Annotated in this window: 18 protein-coding genes; 9 read left to right on the top strand and 9 right to left on the bottom strand. The window is 67.5% G+C overall.

Features of this window, described 5'->3' with window-relative positions:
• Positions 1 to 55 precede the first annotated feature (55 nt).
• The 3 genes from GN153_RS04600 to GN153_RS04590 form a co-directional block, all read right to left on the bottom strand.
• Entirely contained in the window at positions 56 to 1,129 is a 1,074-nt protein-coding gene (locus tag GN153_RS04600) for a phosphotransferase family protein (protein WP_159900292.1), read from the bottom strand.
• Between the two features lie 89 nt (positions 1,130 to 1,218).
• Complete coding sequence (locus GN153_RS04595; RefSeq protein ID WP_159900290.1) at positions 1,219 to 1,686, bottom strand: VOC family protein; 468 nt, start codon at positions 1,684 to 1,686, stop codon at positions 1,219 to 1,221.
• A gap of 68 nt (positions 1,687 to 1,754) precedes the next feature.
• Positions 1,755 to 2,216: a PaaI family thioesterase gene (locus tag GN153_RS04590; protein ID WP_159900288.1), complete on the bottom strand. Its 462-nt coding sequence runs from the start codon at positions 2,214 to 2,216 to the stop codon at positions 1,755 to 1,757.
• A 544-nt stretch (positions 2,217 to 2,760) separates the two neighbouring features.
• Between GN153_RS04590 and GN153_RS17655 the strand changes: the two genes are divergently transcribed.
• The 8 genes from GN153_RS17655 to GN153_RS04550 all read left to right on the top strand — a co-directional run bounded on the left by GN153_RS17655 (position 2,761) and on the right by GN153_RS04550 (position 13,156).
• The gene (locus GN153_RS17655; RefSeq protein ID WP_236544753.1) at positions 2,761 to 3,195 is read left to right on the top strand and encodes a nuclear transport factor 2 family protein; all 435 of its coding nucleotides are present in this window, start codon (positions 2,761 to 2,763) and stop codon (positions 3,193 to 3,195) included.
• 127 nt (positions 3,196 to 3,322) lie between these two features.
• Complete coding sequence (locus tag GN153_RS04580) at positions 3,323 to 4,207, top strand: DUF6159 family protein (protein WP_159900284.1); 885 nt, start codon at positions 3,323 to 3,325, stop codon at positions 4,205 to 4,207.
• A gap of 163 nt (positions 4,208 to 4,370) precedes the next feature.
• Positions 4,371 to 5,135 (top strand): DUF4097 family beta strand repeat-containing protein, encoded by a 765-nt coding sequence (locus GN153_RS04575; protein ID WP_159900282.1) that lies wholly within the window; start codon positions 4,371 to 4,373, stop codon positions 5,133 to 5,135.
• A gap of 159 nt (positions 5,136 to 5,294) precedes the next feature.
• Positions 5,295 to 5,729, top strand: a complete 435-nt coding sequence (locus GN153_RS04570; protein ID WP_159900280.1) for a hypothetical protein — start codon at positions 5,295 to 5,297, stop codon at positions 5,727 to 5,729.
• Between the two features lie 145 nt (positions 5,730 to 5,874).
• The gene (locus GN153_RS04565; RefSeq protein ID WP_159900278.1) at positions 5,875 to 7,590 is read left to right on the top strand and encodes an acyl-CoA synthetase; all 1,716 of its coding nucleotides are present in this window, start codon (positions 5,875 to 5,877) and stop codon (positions 7,588 to 7,590) included.
• Between the two features lie 457 nt (positions 7,591 to 8,047).
• On the top strand, positions 8,048 to 9,448 hold the full coding sequence (locus GN153_RS04560; RefSeq protein WP_159900276.1) for an outer membrane protein assembly factor BamB family protein: 1,401 nt from the start codon (positions 8,048 to 8,050) through the stop codon (positions 9,446 to 9,448).
• 64 nt (positions 9,449 to 9,512) lie between these two features.
• Positions 9,513 to 10,259: a class I SAM-dependent methyltransferase gene (locus GN153_RS04555; protein WP_159900274.1), complete on the top strand. Its 747-nt coding sequence runs from the start codon at positions 9,513 to 9,515 to the stop codon at positions 10,257 to 10,259.
• Between the two features lie 356 nt (positions 10,260 to 10,615).
• Positions 10,616 to 13,156 (top strand): efflux RND transporter permease subunit, encoded by a 2,541-nt coding sequence (locus tag GN153_RS04550; RefSeq protein ID WP_159900272.1) that lies wholly within the window; start codon positions 10,616 to 10,618, stop codon positions 13,154 to 13,156.
• A gap of 109 nt (positions 13,157 to 13,265) precedes the next feature.
• On the opposite strand, the gene GN153_RS17650 is transcribed toward GN153_RS04550, so the two are convergent.
• The 6 genes from GN153_RS17650 to GN153_RS04520 all read right to left on the bottom strand — a co-directional run bounded on the left by GN153_RS17650 (position 13,266) and on the right by GN153_RS04520 (position 20,015).
• A complete protein-coding gene (locus GN153_RS17650) occupies positions 13,266 to 13,487 on the bottom strand; it encodes a hypothetical protein (RefSeq protein WP_159900270.1) in 222 nt (73 codons plus the stop codon).
• Between the two features lie 209 nt (positions 13,488 to 13,696).
• Positions 13,697 to 15,151, bottom strand: a complete 1,455-nt coding sequence (locus GN153_RS04540) for an amidohydrolase family protein (RefSeq protein WP_159900268.1) — start codon at positions 15,149 to 15,151, stop codon at positions 13,697 to 13,699.
• A gap of 114 nt (positions 15,152 to 15,265) precedes the next feature.
• Positions 15,266 to 16,267, bottom strand: a complete 1,002-nt coding sequence (locus GN153_RS04535) for an AI-2E family transporter (protein WP_159900266.1) — start codon at positions 16,265 to 16,267, stop codon at positions 15,266 to 15,268.
• A gap of 287 nt (positions 16,268 to 16,554) precedes the next feature.
• Positions 16,555 to 17,478: an ArsR/SmtB family transcription factor gene (locus GN153_RS04530; protein WP_159900264.1), complete on the bottom strand. Its 924-nt coding sequence runs from the start codon at positions 17,476 to 17,478 to the stop codon at positions 16,555 to 16,557.
• Between the two features lie 73 nt (positions 17,479 to 17,551).
• A complete protein-coding gene (locus GN153_RS04525) occupies positions 17,552 to 18,256 on the bottom strand; it encodes a class I SAM-dependent methyltransferase (RefSeq protein WP_236544752.1) in 705 nt (234 codons plus the stop codon).
• Positions 18,257 to 18,266: 10 nt separating this feature from the next.
• Entirely contained in the window at positions 18,267 to 20,015 is a 1,749-nt protein-coding gene (locus GN153_RS04520) for a S9 family peptidase (protein ID WP_159900262.1), read from the bottom strand.
• Between the two features lie 324 nt (positions 20,016 to 20,339).
• Between GN153_RS04520 and GN153_RS04515 the strand changes: the two genes are divergently transcribed.
• Positions 20,340 to 21,464 (top strand): NAD(P)/FAD-dependent oxidoreductase, encoded by a 1,125-nt coding sequence (locus GN153_RS04515; RefSeq protein ID WP_159900260.1) that lies wholly within the window; start codon positions 20,340 to 20,342, stop codon positions 21,462 to 21,464.
• Positions 21,465 to 21,466 lie beyond the last annotated feature (2 nt).

Here is a 21,466-nt window from a genome sequence, read left to right as displayed (position 1 = left end):
GGAGCGACCCGGGACGGTCGATGCCACCCGTTCAGTCCCCGGACGACGGGCTCGTTCAGACGAGGCCGTCGTCGCCAGCCTCGATGAACTCCTTTGCTCGCTGGACGCGGAGCGGGACCTGCTCCTCCATCAGCGGGTAGGTGGGGTCGGCGCTGTTGCCCTCCAGATACCGCCGGAAGAACATCTCCCCGATGCCACCCATCTTGAACGCCGTCAGCGCCCGGTAGAAGCGTTCGTTCTCGAACTCGATTCCGGTCTGTCGCTCGTACCGGTCGACGAGCTCCCGCCGGGTCGGGTACCCCTCGCGCTCGGTGAAGACAGGAGCGGAGTCGCCCTCGCGGGGGCCGGGGTCGTCAGGGTCGCGCCAGAAGTGGAGCATCCACCCGAGGTCCGCCAGCGGGTCCCCGAGCGTGCTCATCTCCCAGTCGAAGACGCCGACGAGTTCGGGCGGAATCCCGGGCCCGAACATCACGTTGTCCAGCTTGTAGTCCCCGTGGACCAGCGTGTGGGTGGGTGCTTCGGGGACGTTTTCCTCGAGCCACTCCCCGACCTCCGCGACGGCCGGGATCGACCGGACCTCCTCGGTGACCTCGAAGGCCCACTCGTACTGCTTCCACCACCGGTCGACCTGGCGTTCGAGGTACCCCTCGGGGTGGCCGAAGTCGCCGAGCCCGACAGCCTCGTAGTCGACCTGGTGGATCTCGGCGAGCGCGTCCACCAGTTCCTCGCCGAGCCGCTCGCGGCGGGCCGGCGTGCCGAACCGGTCGGGCTCCTCGTCGCGGATGACGTCGCCCGCCAGCTGCTCCATCACGTAGAACTCGCTGCCGATCACCGACTCGTCCTCGCAGGCGTGGACGACGGTCGGCGTGCGGACGTCAGTGTCTCCCAGCGCCGAGAGCACGGTGTACTCCCGGAGCACGTCGTGGGCGCTCTCCGCTGTTTCGCCCGGCGGCGGCCGCCGAACGACCAGGTCGCGGTCGCCCCAGGTCACGAAGAGCGTCTCGTTGGAGTGGCCGCCCTCGTGGCGCTCGACGGCGTAGGTGTCCACCTCGCCGAGCACCGATCCGAGATGGGCTGCGAGCGCCTCCTCGTCGGCGATGCGTGTCTCGTAGTCGTCTTCGGCGGACATACTCCCAACAACCCGGGCCATGTCGTAAATAGTTGTCCGGCGGTCGGTAGCCTCCCCTCGGATACCCGCGAGCCGGTCGCGAGCGGGGCTCACTCGCCGACCGGGCGGCCGTCGATGAACAGCGACTCCGCCGGCGTCCCCGTCTCCTCGACGTAGCTCTCGTGGTACTCCATCAGCTGGAAGAGTGCACCGGTCGGGTTCCCCGGCGAGACGAACGCCTCCGTCCAGCCGTCGAACTCCTGGTAGTCCACCACGGCGATGTCCTCCCCTTCCAGGGTGTCGATTACCGCGTCGATGTCGGCCACCTCGAAGGTGACGTGGTGGAGCCCCGGCCCGTTCCGGTCGAGAAAGTCAGTGAGAAACGACTCCTCGGCCACCGGTTCGATGAGTTCGAGGCGCGACGCCCCGCCGAGCGTGTAGTACACCCAGCGAAAGCGGCCCTCGACGGTGTCGTCGACGAGCTTCTCACAGCCAAGCGCCTGCAACACCGGCTCGGCGGCCTCGACCGACTCGACGGCGATCCCCACGTGGTCGACGCGGATCGGCGTGTCGTGCATCGTGTGCCGACCATCGGCACGGCCCGGAAAATAGATACCGCCAGACTGCCGCCGGGCCGGCGACGGCCTCACTGGCGCGTGTACGTCACCGTTCCGATGGCGACGGTCTTCCGCTCGCCGCTCGGCGCCGTGCTCTCGACCTCCACGTCGATGACCGCGTTCGCCTCTCCGAGCCGGACCAGTTCGCCCGTCGCGTACGCCGTGTCCGTGACGGGACGGAGGTAGTTCACCTCCAGGTTCGTCGTCGCCATGGGGACCTCCTCGCCCTCGAGCGCGCTCCGGACCGCCACGGCTCCGGCCACGTCGGTCAGCGTCGCGGTGACCCCGCCCTGCATCACCCCGTCGGGGTTCTGCTTGAACTCCTCGTAGGCGACCGAGAGGACGGCCCTGCCGTCGCCCATCTCCTCCACCGTGAGCCCGAGCCAGTCGTTGAACGTGCCCTCGGGGAAGGAACTGCCGCGCTCCGACGGCGGGGGCTCCTCGTCTCCAGTCTCCGCTCCGGTCTCCGGCGGCCGGTCCTGACCAGTCATCCCTCGGCGTATCCCACCCCGCGCTCAAGAGGATTTGCCTTCGTGGCACGCGTCACAACGGGTTCGTGGCCGCGTAGCGGCACGGACCGGTAGCGGAGGGAGTCTGTTACCAATCATCATATGAATACTTATTAGAACCCTTCCCGGTGCTTGTGACATGCCGTCGTGCCCGAACTGTGGTCGAACCGTCGACGGAGCGGACACGTTCTGTAGCTCCTGTGGAGCGTCGCTCGGTGAAGCCCGGAACGACCGGGGGGACAGCCAGCCGCCGCAGGACTCGCCCCGGCAGGAGCGGCCGAATCGACAGCAGGGACAGGGCGGTCAGCCAGGCCGCGAACAGCCATCTCACGGGCAGCCCCCGCAGAGCCAACCGCGGCAGGGGGAGCAACACCGGGGACAGCCACAGCAGGGACAGCCACAGCGACAGCAGCCACAGCGACAGCAGCCACAGCGACAGCAGCCAGGGCAACAGCAGCCACAGCAGCGACAGCCACAGCGGAAACCTGGACAGCAGGGACGGGGACTGGACGGGGATGGTGGAGGCGTGAGTCGGCGGGCTCTCCTCGTCGCCGGCGGCGTCGGCGTCGTCGCGGTCGGCGGGGGTGCGTTCTTTCTGCTCGGCGGCGACGTGCCCGACGACGTCCGCGCGGTCATCGAGGAGAACGCACAGGCCCTGGAGGCGGGCGACGTCGACAGGTACATGGAGACGATGCACCCCGAATCCCCGATCTACGACCGAACGCGGTCCCAGACGGAAGCGTTGCTCCAGCAGGTCTCGGCCGGGGAGCTGACTGTCGAGGTCACCATCGAGTCCGCCGACGTCTCCGGCGACCGGGCGGACGTCGAGGTCGTCCAGACGACGCGGGCGGACATCTCGGGGTTCAGGGACAACCGCGCCCACCAGACCCACGAGTTGCGAACCTACCAGGGCGAGTGGCGGATCTACAACTCCGCCGTGGAAGACGTCGAGTACCTGTGAACCGCCCACGGCGTCGGGAGACGGGGGTCGGACAGGTCGCGGTTGCCGATAAGTACCTTGTGGGGAGTCGCCGAATGAGAAACCCTCCGGGGGCCTTGAGGTGGCGAGGGCTCGACCGTCAGGTCACATGGGACTGTTCAAACGCCTCAAAGTGGGGTTCGGCATGGCCCGGCGGAGCGGCCGCGTGCTCAGAGCCCACCCGAAACTGTTCGTCTTCCCGCTCGCCGGCGGAGTGTCGGGTATCGCGTTCATCCTGACGCTGTTCGGGAGTCTCTTCCTGACCGGACCGCTCCTGCAGGACCCGGGGCCGGCGCTGTTCGGCGCACTGTTCGTCGCGTACCTGGTCGAAACGTTCGTCGCGTCGTTTTTCACCGCGGCGCTGGTCGCGGCCACGCGCACGGTCTTCCGCGGCGGTGAGCCCTCCATCCGCGCGGCGATGGCGACGGCCTGGCAGCGGAAGCTGCCGCTGCTGGTCTGGTCGGTGGTCGCCGCGGTCGTCGGCACGCTGATCAAGGCCGTCGAGTCCCAGGACAACATCGTCGCGGAACTGCTCGCCGGGCTCTTCGCGCTCGCCTGGGGCGTGATGACCTACTTCGTCGTCCCGGTGATCGTGTTTCGGAACCCGTCGGTGAGAGGGATGTTCGAGGAGAGCGCGGGCACGTTCAAGGACACCTGGGGCGAGTCGCTCGGCGCGATGGGGGCGATCGACATCGTCGCCTTCCTGCTCGCGCTGGTCGGCGTCGCGCTCGGCGGGGTCACCTACGTCCTGACGGCCGGGCTCGGGACCCTCCAGCTGCTGCTCGCGGTGCTGGTCGGTGGCTCCGCGTTCCTGGTCGGGCTGTTGCTCGGCAAAGCGCTCAACGGCGTGGCCAAGACCGCGCTCTATCTCTACGCCACCGAGCGGACGTCGCCGGAGTACTTCGGCGACATGGACTTCTCGCGACTCGGTGGGGACGGGACCGGGGCTGCGGGGGCCGACATCCCGGAGACCAGCGGGCGCGCCGACCGATAGGAAGATTCTCGCCGGTCGGAGAGACGACCGCTCTCACAGCCGGCTCGCATTCCATTCCCTTCCGGAAGACGCCCCACAGCGGTACCCGGACCGACCGGGCCACCGTTGCGCGCGGTGAAACACCGCGGCCCGGTTTATTATCCACCGGGTCGGGGTCCCGGGTATGAACAAGAACGTCTCCAGACGCGAGGTACTGGCGGGCTGTGCCGCCGCAGCGAGCGCGGGCCTGGCCGGCTGCGCGTCCGGCGAACTCACCGCCTCTGCTCCGGTCACGGACGAACTCGCGGCCGACGGGGTAACGTCGCTGTCCGTCGACGTGACGAACGGGGATATCACGGTACGGGACGACCAGCGGCAGTCGGTGAAAATCGACGGGCAGAAGCGCGCGCCCAGCGAGGAGGACCTCGCGGACGTGGGTCTCGAGACCCGCCGGGAGGGTGACACGCTCGTCCTCGCCGCCGACCACCCCGACGACGGGTGGCTCCCGTCGTTCGGCACGAACTCGGAGGTGAACCTCGATCTGGCGGTTCCGGAGTCGCTGTCGGCGGTGGAGGCCGGGACGACGAACGGCGACGTGGAGGCCGAAGGGCTCGACGCCGACCTCGACTCCGAGACGACCAACGGCGACATCGACGTGCGGGACCACCGCAGAGCCGCGACGGCCGTGACGACCAACGGCGAGGTCTCGCTCCGGCTCGACGAGGGTGCCGACGTGACCGCCGAGAGCACGAACGGCGACATCGAGGTCGTCACACCGGCGTCGATGGCCGCGCAGTTTTCGCTGGAGACGACAAACGGCGACGTGAGCGTCGAGGGCGTCGACGGTCTGTCGGTCAGCGACACCGACAGCCTCGAGACGGTGACTGGTGACGGGACACACGAGGTTCGGTGCGAGACGACCAACGGCGACATCACGGTCCGGAACTGACTCGGGTCCGACGCCAGAGACGAGCCAGGGGAGGCTTCAAAATCCGTTATAGCTATCTGAGGGCTTAATCCGCGTAGGGGCCAAGCCCGGATCGCGATGAACGTGCCCTCCACAACCGACGCTCAGAGCAGTCGAGCACCGTCAATCTCCCGTCGGTCGGTGCTTGCCGGTCTCGGAACGCTCGCGACTGCCGGCCTGGCTGGCTGTACAGACCTCGTCAACGCGGTCGCGGACGAAGCGCTCGAGGACGTGAACGTCTTCAACGAAACGCCGGAGGCGCTCTCGGGGTCGGTCACCGTCCTCGCCCCGGACGGGTCGACAGCGCTCGAGGAGCGCTTCGAGCTGAAAGCCAAGGAGCCCGACGAGCCGACCGAGGGCGCGACGGCGGTTTACAGCGACGTCTGGCAGGAATCCGGCGCCTACGAGGTCACAGTCGAGGTGACGGACTCGATGTACGGGGCGGTCGAGAGGAGCCGAACGGCCGAGGTCAACGACCCGGACGAGGAGATGCTCGCCGTCGGCTTCGGTGTCGAGGGTGAGGACCCGGTGACTTTCGTCGTCGCCGACGAGTTCACCGACTTCGCCACACAGTGACGGGTCCCGGGAAATGTCCGTCGGCTGTCCGGGATTCAGTGCGCTCGTAGCGTCATCGACGAACCGGTCGACACCGCGAGAGCGGCGTCCGTCGACGGCGGCCTGCCCCCGGATTTTAAGATGCCGTGCGGGGAATCGGTAGCGAATGACATACACGGACATCTACGACGCGGTATCGGAGACCTACTGGCCGGAGGGCGCCTGGGAGCGGATGCTCGAGGCCGGTGAGCCGGAGTCGTTCAACCTCGCGGAGGAGGCGCTGGGACGGCACGCCGGCTCCAGCGAGACGGCCCTGCGGATCCGCGACTTCGCGACCGGTGGCGACGAGGCCTACAGCTTCGACGAGCTGAACCGGGCCGCGAACAGGGCGGCGAACTTCTTCGAGGGACATCTCGACCGGGGGGAGCGGTTCGGGCTGATGCTTCCGCCCCGGCTGGAGCTGTACGCCGCGCTCTTCGGGGGAGTCAAGACCCAGCGAGTCTTCCTGCCGCTGGATACGAAGTTCGGCCCGGATGCGCTGTCCTACCGGATGGCCGATGCAGAGGCGACGACGCTGTTCACGACCGCCGACCACCTCGGGAAGGTCGAATCCGGGGAGATGCCGGCCCTGGAGCGGGTCGTCCTCGTCGGGGAGGGAAGCGGGTCCGCGGACGGGAGCCGGGCCGTGGAGGGGACCGGCTCTATCGAAGGAGTGGAGATGCTCCACTACGACGAGGTCGAGCGCGAATCCGACAGCTACGACGCGATCCGGATGGCGCCCACAGAGACCTACGGGATGGTCTACTCGTCGGGGACGACCGGCCAGCCCTCCCAGCTGACCTCCGAGCACGCGACTGCGGTGGGGATCGAGCCCTACATCACCTTCGTGGTCGACCTGCTGCCGGAGGACACCTACTTCGCGGCGGCCTCCCCGGCCTGGTCGTACGGGCTGACTGTCGGCACGCTCGCTCCGGGCTTGCAGGGTACGAACATCGGCGCCTACCGCGGCCGGTTCGACTCCGAGATGTGGCTGGATACCCTGGAGCGCTGGGACGTGACGAACGCCATGGTCGCGCCGACGGTGTTCCGACAGCTTCGGGCGGGCGACGTGAACGTGGACGCCTACGATATCGACCTGCGGGTGCTGGTGACCGCCGGCGAGACCTGCGACGGCGACACCGCCGCCTGGATCGACGAGCACTTCGGGACCGCCCCGCTGGACGCCTACGGGCTCAGCGAGGGCGGGATGCTCGTCTGTAACTACCCGTTCCCCGACTGGGAGGTCAAACACGGCTCGATGGGCAAGCCGACGCCGGGGAAGGAAGTCCGGCTCTGTGACGGCTCGGAGTGCCCGCCGGCGACCGAGGAGAACCCGGCCCCGACCGAGGAGATGGTCTTCATCGACGAGCCGGGTGTGGTCGGCGAGATCTGTGCCTACCAGTCGGGCGGCTCGGGTCCGATGGCGGGGGAGAGTCCCGAGGGATGGCAGCGGATGGGCGACCTCGCGGAGGTCGACGAGGACGGCTACTGGTGGTACCGCGGCCGCGCGGACAAGGTCATCATCTCGGCGGGCTACCGGATCGGCCCCGGCGAGGTCCAGGAGACGCTCATCGACCACGACGCCGTCGAGGAGGCGGGCGTCATCGGCGTCGACCACGAGACCCGCGGCAACGTCGTCAAGGCCTACGTCACCCTGGCACCCGGGTACGAGGAGACGCCGGAGCTCCGGGACGAGCTCGTCGAGTTCGCCAAGTCCGAACTCTCGAAACACGAGTACCCCCGGAAGCTGGAGATAGTCGACGAACTCCCCAAGACCGCCAGCGAGAAGATCAAGCTCGGCGAACTGGAGAAACGCCACGAGCGCGAACACGGCGGGGCCTGAACGGCCGGACCCGACAGCCGGCCGAGACGAGCCGGCCCCGAACGCACTGTCGGGGCGGAATCACGTCCCTGCGGCCCGGGAACCACCGCCTGGTAGGCCAAGCCACGGACGTATGCCTGTGACAGTGTAACACGCACATGCCGTCCACCCACTGAGAGACCCACCATCGGGACGGACGGTAACAGGACCAGAGCCCCAAACGGTTACGACTGTCATCCTGTCGCCTTTCGACATTACAGCAGCCGGGAGGTGCCCCACACCCACACCTTCCCGGTGCTGTGTTCGGTCCGGTTTCTGCAGTCGGTCAGACCACCGAGGGTCGCTGAGCCGGCGGTGGGTCGGCGGTAGCAGAGCCCCGCTGGAGTGTCTGCCGTCGTCACGTCCGGGATCCGGTGGCCCGTGGTCGCGTCGAGCGACACAAGATTTGTATGTTGGGAGTTATCATGGAACACGAATCATGCCGACAGGTCCCCGCCGACAGTTCCTCCAGCTGTGTGGTGCGGCTGCGGTAGCGTCACTTGCGGGCTGTGCGGGCGGCGACGACCCGGCCGAGGCTACGACTTCCATGGACACCCCGGTCGATACGCCGGGTACGGCCACGGCGCCCCCGGCAGAGACGGTGACCTCCACAGCGGCTCCCACAGCGGAGTTCGCCGCCGCCGACGCCTGGACCGCCGACCGGCTCTCCGGCCGGGTGGATACCCTCCTGCTGCCCGGGTCCGGACCGACCGACGACCCGGCCGGCCCACTGTACGCCGCCACGGAGTCCCGGGAAATCGCTCGCCTCACGGCCCGGAAAGGTCGCCTGGAGTGGACAGCGACTGCTCGCGGCGCCGAGGAACGCGACCCGGGTCTCACCGTCACCGAGAGAGCGGTCTACGCGGTCAGCGAGACGTTCACCGACGAGACGCTGGCCTCCCACGTCGAGGCGCTCGAGCCCGCGACCGGCGACGTTCGCTGGACGTTCGAGGAGGGTTTTTTCCTCCGGGTGCTCGGCGTCCTCGGTGACGTCGTCGTCCTGGCGGGCGAGGAGATCGCTCGCCACCCGAACGAGATCGGGCCGAACCAGTCGCCGCGGGGCGAGGGGCGCCTCTACGGCCTCGACCGCGCCACCGGCGAGGAGCGCTGGCACGTCGACGTGCCGGAGCTTCGCGGCGCCGACGTGGCGAGTCACGGCGCCTACGCGCTGGAGCGAAGCGGCCGCGACACCAACCAGCTGCGGCTGCGCGCCGTCGACCCGGACGGAACCGAGCGGTGGAGCGTCGACACCGGAACGGTAACCCCGCTCACCCCGCTGGCCGAGGAGGGTATCCTGCTCGCCGGTGCGGGCGCGGAGGGGACAGAGCGCGGCGGCGTCGGCCGCTACGACCCGGCCGACGGGTCCCTGCTGTGGACGGCCGGCGACTGGGAGCGCGGGCCCCGCGACCTGGGACTTCAGGACGGGACGATCCACGCCGGGGTCGGTCCCTTCCTCGCGCTTGATCGGAACGGCGAAGAGCAGTTCCGGGTCCCGTACTTCGGTGTCCCCGAGGTACCGACTACCCCGGAAACCCTGTACAACGACGGCGGGACGCAGATCCCCGCCGTCGACCGCGCGTCGGGAACGGTCCGCTGGCGCTACCGGCCCGCAGACTACGAGTACACGCACCTCCGTGCGGTCCTGGCCGACCACGTCGCCGTCGACCGCGGCATCGGCCCGGACCGCGAGGTGGTGGTCCTCGGAGAGGTGGACGGCGAGGTACGTGGCACCTTCGAGACGCCCGGGCCCTACCTCGGGACGGTCGGGGCCGGCAACCGGCTGTTCGCCGGCGTCGGGAGCGACGTTATCGCCTACGACATCACGGACGACCGGACCTGAGCCGGCCTGACGGCGTCGCGGCCGCCACCACAACACGTTTTATCAGCGAAACTTCATATGGGGTATGGACGAGAAGGCGCGCGAGTGGTGGAACAGTTGGGCCGACCGGTTCCAAGAGGAGTACGGCGACGGCGAGATCCAGGTGGGAATGGACTGGGGACCCGGCGCGCCCAAGGACGACGACCTCGGCCTGCTCGGAGACCTGGACGGGACGAGGGCTATCGAGCTGGGCTGCGGTGGCGCGCAGTTCGGGATCGCCGTCTCCAAACGGGGAGCAGACGTCACCGGCGTCGACATCTCCGCCGCACAGCTCGGTCACGCGCGGAAGAACGCCGAGCGCCACGGCCAGGATATCGAGTTCATCGAGAGCAGTGTCACGGACCTGTCGACGGTCCCCGATGGCGCCTTCGACCTCGGCTTCTCGGCGTTTGCCTTCCAGTGGGTCGAAGACCTGGAGGCGTGCTTCGAGGAAGCTGCCCGGATTCTGACCGACGGCGGCAGGCTAGTCTTCAGCGTCGACCACCCCTACTACAAGCTGCTCGACCCCGGAACCGGGGAGTTCGCGCGGAGCTACTTCGACCCCAGCCCGCGCCGGGCCTACAGCGAGGAATTGGACGCCGAGATGGTTATCCACCGGCGACCGGTGAGCGAGACGGTGAACCTCCTGGTCGACGCCGGATTCGCGGTCGAAGAGGTCCGGGAACCCGGCTACGCCGACCCCGAGGCGTACGTCTCCGAGTTCGGGAGCTTCGACCCGGAGCTCATGGCGAACGTGCCGCCGACGGTCATCTATGCGGCCCGCAAGGAGTGAACCGCGGCCGGCGTCACCGGGGCCCAAAGGACCGGGCGCTCCCACGCTGCGCGCCTGAGCGGACTGGTCCGCCGCGCGAGCGAAGTAACATATTACTTTCAAAATCGGCGTTGAGCGGCTCGCCCGGATCTGCATCCATCTCACTCGATAGCGCGCTCGTGGCCTCAAAAACCCGGCGAGCCGCTCAATACCGATTTTGAAATAGCCCTGTTAATTTATCAAATATTCGATAATATTTATGTAGCTATCCGCCGACGTTCCGGGTAGGTGACGCGACAGATGAGACGCACCGAACGGTCCCCGGAGGTATCGTACGCAGACCATCACACCCCTCACCCGTCGAGGAGGGACGAGCGATGAACGACCCGCTGCGGAGCGTCTTCGATTTCGTCACCGAGCACAACCTGGTGACGCTGCTCCTGTTGCTGGTCCTCTCCGGCGGCGTGGTCGCGGGCGCGAGCCAGCTACAGTTGACCAGCGAGGCCGACGCGACCGGGGCCGCCGGCGACACCGAGGTCGCCGAGACGCTGACGTACATCCAGGACAACTACGGGCCCGGCGGCGGGCAGAACGGCACCGACACGGAGTCGGCGGCCGTCTACGTTCGCGCCGAGGACAACGCCCTCTCGAAGGCAGCACTGCTCGACTCGCTGCGCTTCCAGCAGGCGGTCCGGGAGAACGAATCGGTCGCGGCTGCGCTGGGCGACCGCGAAGTCGTCGGCGTCGCGAACCTGGTCGCCGTCCGCGCTGCGGGCGACCCAGGTGCGGGACTCGAGGAACAGACCGCCGCGCTGGAGGCCGCGAGCGCGTCCGAGGTCGAGCGCCTCGTCGAGCAAACGCTGACGGAGGGGTCGCCGGCGCTGGAGTTACTCCCCGAGGGCTACGAACCCGGGACGGCGAGCGCCGAGAGCCACCGGATGGTGTTCCGCTTCGCCGAGACCGGTGACCGGTCGGCGGCGACTGCCGTCCTCTACGAAACCGCGGACCAGCGCCAGAGCCCCGAGTACTTCACCGCCGGCGAACACGCGAGTGCTGAAGCTAACGCCCAGTACATGGGGAACACGATGGGTCTCGTCGTGCCGGTCGCCCTGTTGCTCATCCTCCTGGTGCTGGCCTTCTCCTACCGGGACCTGGTCGACATCCTGGTCGGCTTCACCGGGGTCGTCCTCTCCGTGCTGTGGATGTTCGGGATCCTCGGCTGGCTGGGGATCCCGGCCGGCATGTCGCTGATAATCGGCCCGGTCCTCATCGTCGGGCTGAGCGTCGACTACGGCCTGCACGTGTTCATGCGCTACCGCGAAGAGCGCAGTCAGGACGAGAGTATCCACGACCCGATGGCTCGCGGGCTCACCTCGCTCGTTGCCGCGCTGGGGCTGGTGACGCTGACGGCGGTGGTCGGATTTCTCTCTAACACCGCGAACGAACTCGCGGTCATCAGACAGCTCGGCGTAGCCATCTCGCTGGGTGTGGTCTCCACGTTCGTCGTCTCGGTGACGCTGGTGCCCGCACTCAAAGTCACGGTCGACGGCCTCCTCGAACGGGTCGGTCTCGACCGCCGCAAGGCCCCGCTGGGCAAGACCGGGTGGCTCGAGGGAGTGCTGCGCCGCGGGGCCAGCCTCGCGAGGCGCGCTGCGCCGGTCGTGGTCGTCCTCGCGCTGGTCGTCGGAGCGGCCGGGGCGGTCGCCTGGGCCGACCTCGACAGGCAGTCCGTCCAGCAGGGCGACGGCGGCGTCGCGGAGTGGAAGCAGGACCTGCCCGGGCCGCTGGCCTGGGAGGTCGCCGAGGAGGCGAACGAACGGGCCTACGTCGCCGACCACTACCGGGCGGCCGACGAGGACGCCCGGAGCCGGTCGAACGTACTCGTCGAGGGGGCAGTGACCGACCCGGCCGCGCTGGAGGCAGTCCAGGCCGTTCACGAGACTGCCAGCGAAACCGCGGTCGTCTACCAGCAGAGCGGCAGCGGCGCTACCCCCGTGACCTCGCCGCTGACCGTGATGGCGGCGGTCGCCGAGGAGGACCCCGCGTTCGCGGAGACGCTCGCCGCCGCGGACACCGACGACGACGGCGTCCCCGACCGGAACCTCGAGGGCGTCTACGACGCGCTGTACGCGGCCGCCCCCGATCGGGCCAGCCAGGTCATCGACCGGGCCGGGACTGCCGGCGACGGGGACGCGGCCGGCGCCGAATACCGCTCGCTGCGGGTGGTCGTCCCGGTCCAGCCGGACGCGACCATCACCGTCCAGGCCGACGGCATGCACAGCCTGGCGGCCGCTGCGGACGGACACGACGGCGTCTCGGCGACCGCCGCCGGCAGCGCCACCCTCCAGGAGGCCGGCCTCTCACAGACCGCCGACAGCATCCTGATGACGCTGGTCCTGGCGCTGGGGGCTGTCGGCGTTCTCCTCACGCTCGTCTACCGCCTCGTCGCCGGCAGCGCCTCGCTGGGCGCGGTGACGGCCGTGCCGGTCACGTTGGTGACGGCGCTGGTCGTCGGGGGCATGTGGCTGTTCGAGGTCCCGCTGACGCTTCTGACGGCCCTCCTGTTGAGTCTCGTCATCGGCGTGGGCATCGACTACAACATCCACGTCAGCGACCGGTTCGTCCACGAGCGCGAGCGCGGGCGGTCGGTCCACGACGCCCTGGTCGAAGCGACCACCGGCACCGGCGGGGCGCTGCTCGGGAGCACGCTCACCTCTGCGGGCGCGTTCAGCGCGCTGTTGCTCCACCCCCACCCGCAGTTCCAGAGCTTCGGGACGCTGGTCGTGCTCGCCATGGTCACGTCCTTCGTCGTGGCGGTGTTCGTCCTCCCGAGCATGCTCGCCCTCTGGGCCCGCTACGGTCCGGCGTCAGTCGACGCCGACGCTGCGACCGACGGCGTCGCCATCGCCGACGACTGAGGGCTGCGGGTCCACGCTGTCTTTCGTTTCCTAAGTTCTACCCAACTGATACGGTGGAGCTGCTGAATAGCGAGCATTAGTCAGCAATCTCTGTAAGCGATACAGCCGATTAGCAGCAGTTGCTTCCCTCGGGGTTCCACGTACACGCATTCCCTGTCGTCAGGCTGTTTTCCTCGATGTATGCCGCGAGACACGCGTAGTTACAGAAGTACTGGGGGGAACCGCAGCCGTCGTCACAATCACGGACACAGATCGGGTCGTGGTCGAAAATTCGGGAGTCGCAGTACGCGCAAAGTTCGTCCGCATCCGGAGTCGCCACAGTCGTGGACATATCTGACGTAGGAGAAACAGCCGGAAAACGTTTCGTGAGAGACGCTCCATCCTGTGACCGATACACCCCCTGTACTCATCGGCGCCTTCGAACACGTCTCCGCTTCTGTCAATACGCCCTGACCCATACAGGGGACGCATTCCGCAGACGGCGATTGGTTATCCCAGTGCGTCGCCACCGGAGTAGCCGATAGATAGGCCTGCGTTCGATCATCCAAGGTGTTGGTTGGCAACGCCGCGGCCATATTGTTGCACCGCACGTAACAGCGGTCGTGCAGACACGCGTCGGAGTATCGATTTGTCTGGTGGTGTACTGCCAGCGAGTGAAGTTTCCCAGCCGGTTTCGGTTTGAAGTCGTTCCCGCTCTCGTGTGGCGGCTGTGCGAACGCTCCTGACATCCATCGATTGGACCGCCCGCTCCTGCATCAGAATCTCACCGTTAACAACGACCGTCTCGATGTCTCCTGCAGTCACCGAGTTCATCAGCACCGACGGGAGGTTGCTGTATGGCTGGTGGCGGGGAGTATCGGCATCGATGACGACGAAGTCAGCGCGTTTCCCGGGTTCGAGACTCCCGATCTGGTCGTCGAGCCCGAGTGCGCGTGCGGCTTCGATGGTAAGCATTTTGAGCAGGTCATACGAGGACCACTGCTGGGCACCGTACGCGAAGTTCGACAACAGACGGGCGTGTTTGGCTTCTTGGATGAGGTCCCAGCAATCGAACCAGAACGGGTCGTCCAGGCCGATGACGACGTTCGCGCCGAATTCGCGGAGCGCAGGGAGCGGGAACCAGGTTCGATCCCCGGCCTGGAAATAACTGTACACCGTTGGACAGTGCAGGACGTGTGCGCCGGCGTCCGCGATCCGTCGCGCGTCCTCCCTGTTTGCATGCAGTAGGTGAGTTAGTAGCGTTCGTTCATCAAGGAGGCCGTATCGGTCAAGCAGGTCGAGCGGGTCGCTGAAGCCGCTTCCGGCGGCCATCGTATCTGCCTCAGCCGAGTCGTATAGGTGAGTGTGGAGGCGCAAGTCGGGATAGTCGGCTCGCAGTTCAGCCACACCCTCCCATAGTTCCCGCGAACAGCCGGCTTCACCGCCCGGTGCGATACTCGCGGTAACTCGCCCATCGTAGGTATCGTGGTAGGTTTCGATGAATCGACGGGCATCCGCGAGCTGTTCGGACGCGGAGGCGGGATTAACGAAATCTGCAAGTTCTGGGCCGATCACGCCGCGTAAGCCCGACTCTCCGATGGCTTCCGCCCCGAGTTCCGGCGTGAAGTCCATCGCGTTGACCGTCGTGACGCCGTGGGTAAGCTGACGCAGGCAGGCGAGTTGCCACGCCGCGTCGAAGAATGATTCTCCCAGCGTCGGTTCGGCGGTGTGATACAACGCAAAGGCCTCTTTCAGCAGTTCACCGCCATCAAGATCGCTGAACAAACCCTGGACGAGCGTGAAATCGGTGTGTCGGTGGGCGTCGATAAGGCCAGGGACCACGATCTTGCCACTGGCATCGATCACGTGACTCGCGGTTGAGTCTCGGTCTGCGGGTTCAGTCGGTTCGACCGACAAAATAGTTCCGTCCGTCACCCGAATAGAACCGCTCTTCAGTATCTGATTCTCTCGATTCACCGTGACGACAGTCGCGTCGTGAATCAGGAGATCAGCCATTACTCGGTTCGTCCGTCCTCCTACCTCAATAGGGTATTGGGCACTCTCCGCTGAATGTGCGCCCTGTCTCTTGAACTGCAGATATCGACCTGCTGATAAACTGTCCAGATCCTTTTACTGGAGATCCCGACCGACTATCTCGGTCACGGCTTTTGCGAGCACCAGTAGGACCGGGCCGTAGAAGATACCAACGGCGCCGAAAAGCGAGAGTCCGGCTAGGACTCCGATGACGAAGAGACCCGGATCGAGTCCGATCTCTGGCGCTCCGAGAAACGGCCGGAGAACGTTATCAACGGACCCCACGACGAGAAACCCGTAGATGAAGAGACCGATGCCGGCCGTCACGTTGCCGAGGATGACGAGGTAGGTCGCCGCGGGCACCCAGACCAACATCGACCCAACGAGCGGGATCAGCGCAAGGAAGACCGAAACGAACGCCCAGAAAATGACATTGTCGAACCCCAAGACCAACAACCCCAGCGCTACCAGAAGCCCGTCGACCACCGCGACAGCGAAGTTACCGACCACGACGAAATACATCAGCTCGTTCACTCTGGTTACGAGGCGTGTCTGCGTCTCCTCGGGCATCGGCGCCACGTTGCCCATCCACGAGAGCAGCCTGTCACCGTCTTTCATCAGGTAATACCAGGTGAACAGCAGTACCGTCAGATGGACGAACACCTCGGAGATGCCGCCGAACGTACCGACGGCGCTCTGTGCCAGCTCGAGCACGTCGCCCTGACGAAGAAGCTCCACCGCCGACATTCCCTCTTCAATTTGGATACCGAAAACCTCCTCCAATAGCGCCCGCACTCCGTCAACTTCGGTGACCGTATCTCCCTGACCGATCGCCCGTTGCAGTTCATTGACTCCCTGGAAAACAAAGGACGTAAGCAGGACAACCGGAACGAGAAGTGTTGAAAGTGTAGCAAGGATCAGCGATATAGCAGCGATCCGTTCGCCGACACGAGGGGCCAGCCAATCGTAGGGCGCTGAGAGCAAGTACGCTAACAGAATCGCTCCCAGTATGACGGACAGAAATGGACGCAATAGCAGGAACACCAGCACCACGGCAATGGCAAGCAATACGAGCTGGAATCCGCGCTCGGCGTCCATACGTGACCGAGTTAGCCCCAGGGTGTTATCATATATCGGGGTCGTCCTCCATGCAGTGCGGCCGCTGGCAGGAAGCCCCTGCCTCAAGGAACGAGCGGCTACGCCGCGAGTGAGTAGGCAGGGGTAGTTCACTACCTGTTGTGTCCGCCGGGGGCGCAGAAGACATGTCCCTCGTGTGTTCTAGGAAATACGCGCCCAGCATTCAGCACGTGAACTGGAACCCACAGGACGGTGGAGTGTCGGCAGCTCCGTGTTCAGGTTTGTGTTGCCGGGCTGTCCGCGAACACTCAGGACCGGCGACCGCGCTGGTCCCTGCTCCGGACGCGCTCGGTCCGGGTGACGGTCGCCTCGTCGTCGAGGTAGAGCCGCAGCGTCGCGGATTCCTGTTCGAGCTCGACGCGGTACTCGTCCGGGTCGGTGTCGACGCGGTCGGTAGTCCACCGGCCGTCGTGGAGGCGGTCGTGAAACTCCCACAGGCCGGTGCCCGCGATGTCGATACCGTGCTCCCAGTGGAAGGCGACCGACTCCGGGTGGTAGGCGGCGGCGTGTGACAGCGGCAGCCCGAGATACCGCAGACACTCCCGACACTCACTCGCAGCCGCGAACGACGTCGGCACCGTCTCCCCGCTCGGCACGTCGTCCAGGTCGATCACGTCGGTGTCGAGCCGGCCGGCACAGTCCGGGCAGACCCCCTGGCGCGTCTTGAGCAGGTCGCCGGCCAGCTCCCAGGTCACGGCCTCGACCAGGTCGGCCTCGGCGTGGCTGCGCGCCTGCGCCGGCGTGACCCGGTACGTGAAGGTCGGCCGCTCACAGTCCGGGCACCGGAGCACGAAGTACTGGTCCTGGAGGACCGCCTCCAGGCCGGGCTCGCCACAGCGCAGGCAGGTCCCGTCGGCCTCGACCGGCCCGATGTCGGGCGGCTGGCGGTAGTTCTCCGCCAGGATGAACCGGACCATCTGCTCGCCGGCGTGGCTGAAGGCGTACCCTTCGTCGTGCTTGCGGAGGAACGTACCCGTCAGCTCGCCGAGATGGTAGGACAGCTTGGAGGTCCCGTCGACATCGACCCGGTCGTAGACCTCCGAGAAGGAGAGTTCGGCGACGCCCGTCCTGTGGTCCTCGTTCTGTGCCTCCGCCACCGTCCGGAGGATGTCGAGGCGAGTCTCGTCGGAGAGCAGCCCGAACACCTCGGCCGCCGTCCGCTCGGTGTCCATGCCGGCGGGTCGGCCCCGTCGGTAATGAAATCCCGGGGCGACCCCTGGCGGGGGAGTCCCTCCGGGGGCGGCCTCACGCGGGGTCGATCTCGAAGGTCGTGACCATCCCGAGCAGGCCGGTGGAGCTGTCCCGCACCGACAGACCGGCCTCGGCGACGACCTCGTGGGGCTCCTGAGTCCAGCGACACCCCATCTTCGCGTAGTGGGCGTCCTCGCGCCACTCCTGGAAGCGCGCGACCGGGCCGACGTCGCTCTTGCCGTGTTCGACGAGCCGGATGGTCCCCGAGGGTTTGCAGACGCGCTCCATCTCCCGGAGCGCGGCGACAGGGTCGGGGAACGTACAGGTCGACAGCGCCGAAATCACGGCGTCGAAGCTGTCGTCGTCGAACGCCAGGTCCTGAGCGTCCATCCGCTCGAGCGTGCCGTCGACCTCGAGGTCCGCGAGGCGGTCCGCGGCGTTGTCGAGCATCTCCGGGCTGATGTCGACCCCGACGAGGTCGACCGTCTCGGGGAGATACCGGAAGTTCGGCCCGGTCCCGCAGGCGACATCGAGCACCCGGCCGGAGACGTCCCCGAACCGGGCCCGGCGGTACCGGCCCGCGACCAGCCGGTCGGCCCACTCGAACCGGCCCAGGCGGTCCGCGTAGTCGGCGTAGGCGTTCTGGATCTCCCCGACCGTCATCGGCCGGTGCGCTGCAGGGTCATTGTCGTCGTGCGCGCCGTTCGCGTCGTCACTGTGTGAGCGCCGTTCTGCGTGGTTGGTGGAAGGTGTTGTCATTGTCGGTGGCTCAGAGATGGTCCTCGAAGAACTCGACGGTGCGGGTGATGTACTCGACGCGGTTCTCTGTCTTGACGACGCCGTGACCCTCGTCCTCGAAGAGCAGGTACTCGTGGTCGACGTCACGCTCGGCCAGCGAGTCGACGAGCTGTTCGGCCTCGCTCTGTGGGACGCGCGGGTCGTTCGCCCCCTGGACGACCAAAAGCGGCACGTCGATGTCGTCGGTGTAGGTGACCGGCGACCGCTCCTCGTAGAGGTCGGGTTTCTCCTCGGGCGTGCCGCCGAGCTTGCGCATCAGCACGTCGCCCAGGTAGGCCCGGGCGTTCTCGACGGCCGTCGCCCAGTTGACGACGCCACAGACGCTGGCGCCGGCGTCGAAGGCGTCGGTCGCGCCGACACCCATCAGCGTCATGTACCCGCCGTAGGAGCCACCCAGCAGCCCGACCCGCTCGCGACCCCGGCCGCGGAGGTACTCCGCGCCGGCGACCACGTCCGTGAGGTCGTCCCCGCCCAGGTCGCCGTCGCTGGCTTTCCGGAACGCGCGTCCGTAGCCCAGACTGCCCCGGAAGTCCGGCGCCAGCACCTCGAAGCCGGCGTGGACGAGCGTCTGGGTCACCATGTCCAGCCGGTTGTAGTGCTGGGCTTCCGGACCGCCGTGGGCCTTGACCAGCCCGCCGACTGGATCCCCTGCCGGCCGGTAGAGCCGGGCCGCGACGTCCTGGCCGTCGAAGGATTCGTAGGTCAGTTCCTCGGGCGCGACCGTCTGGATGTCGACCTGTCCCGTGTCGACCACGGTCTCTCCTTTTCGCTCTCCCTTCCGCCGGAGGTCGCCAGCCGTCGCCGGGCTCCAGTGCTTGTAGTAGACCTCGCCGTCGGTCGTCTTCACGTCCATGTTCATCCCGGTCCGCTCGACAGCCGTCACGTCGCCGTCCTCGAGGACGCGCAGCTCGCGGTTGCCTCCCCGGGCTTCGAGGAAGGCGATCCCCCCGTCGTCGGTCCACTGCGGGTCGTACTTGTCGCGGTTGTTGACGTAGCGGAGGTCGTACTCGCCGTCGCCGGCGGCGACCGCGAGCTCGCGGTAGCCGGTCCGGTGGTTGGTCGTGAAGACCACGCCCGCCTCGGACCAGGCGCCGGCGCCGTCGTCGGTGAAGGCGATGGACTGCTCTGAGTCGGGCTCGTCGACGAAGACGTCGTCCCGGTCCAGCTCGAGGCTGACGACCCGCAGCGCCGACTCCTCGAAGGTGCCGGCCTGGTAGACGAGGCGGTCGCCGTCGGGCGACCACGCGTACCCCAGGACCGGCTCCGCCGCCTCCGAACGGCGCGTGACGGTCCCGTCCGCGAGGTCCAGCGTGTACAGGTCCAGCGACCGGTCGCGGTTGGAGACGAACGCGACCCGGTCCGGGTCGGTCGGGTGCTGTCGGGCCTTGACGTTCATGTACTCGTCGTCGAGGAAGGGAGTGACCTCGCCGGTCTCGGGGTCGACCTCGAGCAGGTCGAACTGCTCGTTTCCGTCGACGTCCCGGAGGGCGAGCAGTGTCTCTCGCCCGTCCAGCCACTCCGGGGACGTGACGTCGCCGTCGGCGTCGGTGAGCCACTCCGTTTCGGTCCGCAGGTCGTAGCCGCCGTCCGCGTACGCGGCGTACACGACCGTCCCGTCGGGTGTGGTCGTGTACCCCGAGATACCGTGCGTGCCGGCGAGGCTGTTCACGTACTCTTCGAGACGTTCGGCGTCCGCGTTTGCGTCGGTTGTCGCTGTCATGGCGTCTGGACGGTCCCGCTCGCACCCCATAAATATATCGTAAATTTGATAATTTGTCGCGGGCGTTTCAAAATCAGATTTGAGTGATACAGGGCCAGAACCGGCACATCCGGGGACGTACGAGCGGATACCTATATTCCCGCCTCGATCCTCTCAACGCTCATTTTGTGAGTGGGTTGTTAAGACCGGACCTCAGTGGGTGGTTCAGGCTCGGGCGCGCGGTCCGACGTGTGAAGGCGTCGTCCCGGCAGCCGGTCGGCCGGGTGACTGTCCCCGACCGGCCAGGCCCCGGGACTGACAACCCCGGAGCGGCAAACGGGGCGTATGACCGACGCAGTCGTGGTCGGCGGTGGCATCGTCGGCTCGGCGGTCGCCTACCACCTGGCCCGCGACGGGCACGGGACGGTCCTCGTTGACCGCAGGGACCCGGGCCGGGCGACCGACGCTGGCGCGGGGATCCTCTCCCCGCCGACCAGCAGCCGCAACGCCTCCGACGAGTGGTTCCGGCTGGCCGCGCCGGCCGTCCAGTACTACCCCCACCTGGTCGACGAACTCCGCGAGACGGGGGTTGAGGAGACCGGGTACACCCAGTGTGGACTGTTGGCCGTCGCGATGGACGACGACGCGGTCGGCACCTTCGAGGAAGTCGAGCGGCGCCTGCGCGAGCGGCAGGCGACGATGGGCTACCCCGCCGGGGGGACGGTCACGGAACTCGCACCCGAGAAAGCAGTCGAGCGAGTGCCGCCGCTGGCGACGCCCGAGCGCGCGCTGTACTACGAGCGCGGCGCCCGCGTGGACGGCAAACAGTTCGAGGCGGCACTCCGGGCCGCGGGACGAACCCACGGGCTCGACGTCCGCGACGGCGCCGTCGAGCGCCTCCGGACCGCGGGTGGGACTGTGACCGGCGTCGAGACCACCAGTGGGGAACTGGCGGCCGACACCGTCGTCCTCGCCGGCGGCGCGTGGTCGCCGGCCTTCGCCGACCAGCTCGGCCTGGACGTGCCCGTCGATCCGGTCCGGGGACAGATCGTCCACGTGGAGACGGAGGCCGACACCGGCGGTTGGCCGGTCGTGACGGGCTTCGGCCACCGGTATCTCGTCCCCTGGGACGGCGGGCGGGTGGCCATCGGCGCGACCGACGAAGAGGTCGGCTACCGCGCCGACACGACGGTCGCGGGCGTCCACGAACTGCTCGGGACGGCTCGGGCGCTGGCGCCGGGGCTGGACGACGCCCGCGTTCGCGACCTCAGGGCCGGACTCCGGCCGGTCGCCGCCGACGGCCTCCCGCTCGTGGGGGCGGTCCCGGGCGTCGATGGGGCGTTTCTCGCGACGGGACACGGCGCGACCGGACTCCAGCTAGGGCCCTATACGGGGAAGCTGGTCGCGGACCTCCTCGCCGGCCGGGACCCGGAGGTCGACCTGGACGCGTACCGTCCCGGACGGTTCTGAGC

The organism is Salinirussus salinus (genome assembly GCF_009831455.1).
GTDB lineage: Archaea > Halobacteriota > Halobacteria > Halobacteriales > Haloarculaceae > Salinirussus > Salinirussus salinus.
The sequence above is the reverse complement of the archived record's forward strand: the minus strand, read 5'-3'. Positions and strand labels throughout refer to the sequence as shown.

Bases quoted from the DNA above. Each gene is read 5' to 3' on its own strand.
- GN153_RS04600 (WP_159900292.1), bottom strand. From the start codon at position 1,129: ATGTCCGCCGAAGACGACTACGAGACACGCATCGCCGACGAGGAGGCG.
- GN153_RS04595 (WP_159900290.1), bottom strand. From the start codon at position 1,686: ATGCACGACACGCCGATCCGCGTCGACCACGTGGGGATCGCCGTCGAG.
- GN153_RS04590 (WP_159900288.1), bottom strand. From the start codon at position 2,216: ATGACTGGTCAGGACCGGCCGCCGGAGACCGGAGCGGAGACTGGAGAC.
- GN153_RS04580 (WP_159900284.1), top strand. From the start codon at position 3,323: ATGGGACTGTTCAAACGCCTCAAAGTGGGGTTCGGCATGGCCCGGCGG.
- GN153_RS04575 (WP_159900282.1), top strand. From the start codon at position 4,371: ATGAACAAGAACGTCTCCAGACGCGAGGTACTGGCGGGCTGTGCCGCC.
- GN153_RS04565 (WP_159900278.1), top strand. From the start codon at position 5,875: ATGACATACACGGACATCTACGACGCGGTATCGGAGACCTACTGGCCG.
- GN153_RS04560 (WP_159900276.1), top strand. From the start codon at position 8,048: ATGCCGACAGGTCCCCGCCGACAGTTCCTCCAGCTGTGTGGTGCGGCT.
- GN153_RS04555 (WP_159900274.1), top strand. From the start codon at position 9,513: ATGGACGAGAAGGCGCGCGAGTGGTGGAACAGTTGGGCCGACCGGTTC.
- GN153_RS04550 (WP_159900272.1), top strand. From the start codon at position 10,616: ATGAACGACCCGCTGCGGAGCGTCTTCGATTTCGTCACCGAGCACAAC.
- GN153_RS17650 (WP_159900270.1), bottom strand. From the start codon at position 13,487: ATGTCCACGACTGTGGCGACTCCGGATGCGGACGAACTTTGCGCGTAC.
- GN153_RS04540 (WP_159900268.1), bottom strand. From the start codon at position 15,151: ATGGCTGATCTCCTGATTCACGACGCGACTGTCGTCACGGTGAATCGA.
- GN153_RS04535 (WP_159900266.1), bottom strand. From the start codon at position 16,267: ATGGACGCCGAGCGCGGATTCCAGCTCGTATTGCTTGCCATTGCCGTG.
- GN153_RS04530 (WP_159900264.1), bottom strand. From the start codon at position 17,478: ATGGACACCGAGCGGACGGCGGCCGAGGTGTTCGGGCTGCTCTCCGAC.
- GN153_RS04525 (WP_236544752.1), bottom strand. From the start codon at position 18,256: ATGACAACACCTTCCACCAACCACGCAGAACGGCGCTCACACAGTGAC.
- GN153_RS04520 (WP_159900262.1), bottom strand. From the start codon at position 20,015: ATGACAGCGACAACCGACGCAAACGCGGACGCCGAACGTCTCGAAGAG.
- GN153_RS04515 (WP_159900260.1), top strand. From the start codon at position 20,340: ATGACCGACGCAGTCGTGGTCGGCGGTGGCATCGTCGGCTCGGCGGTC.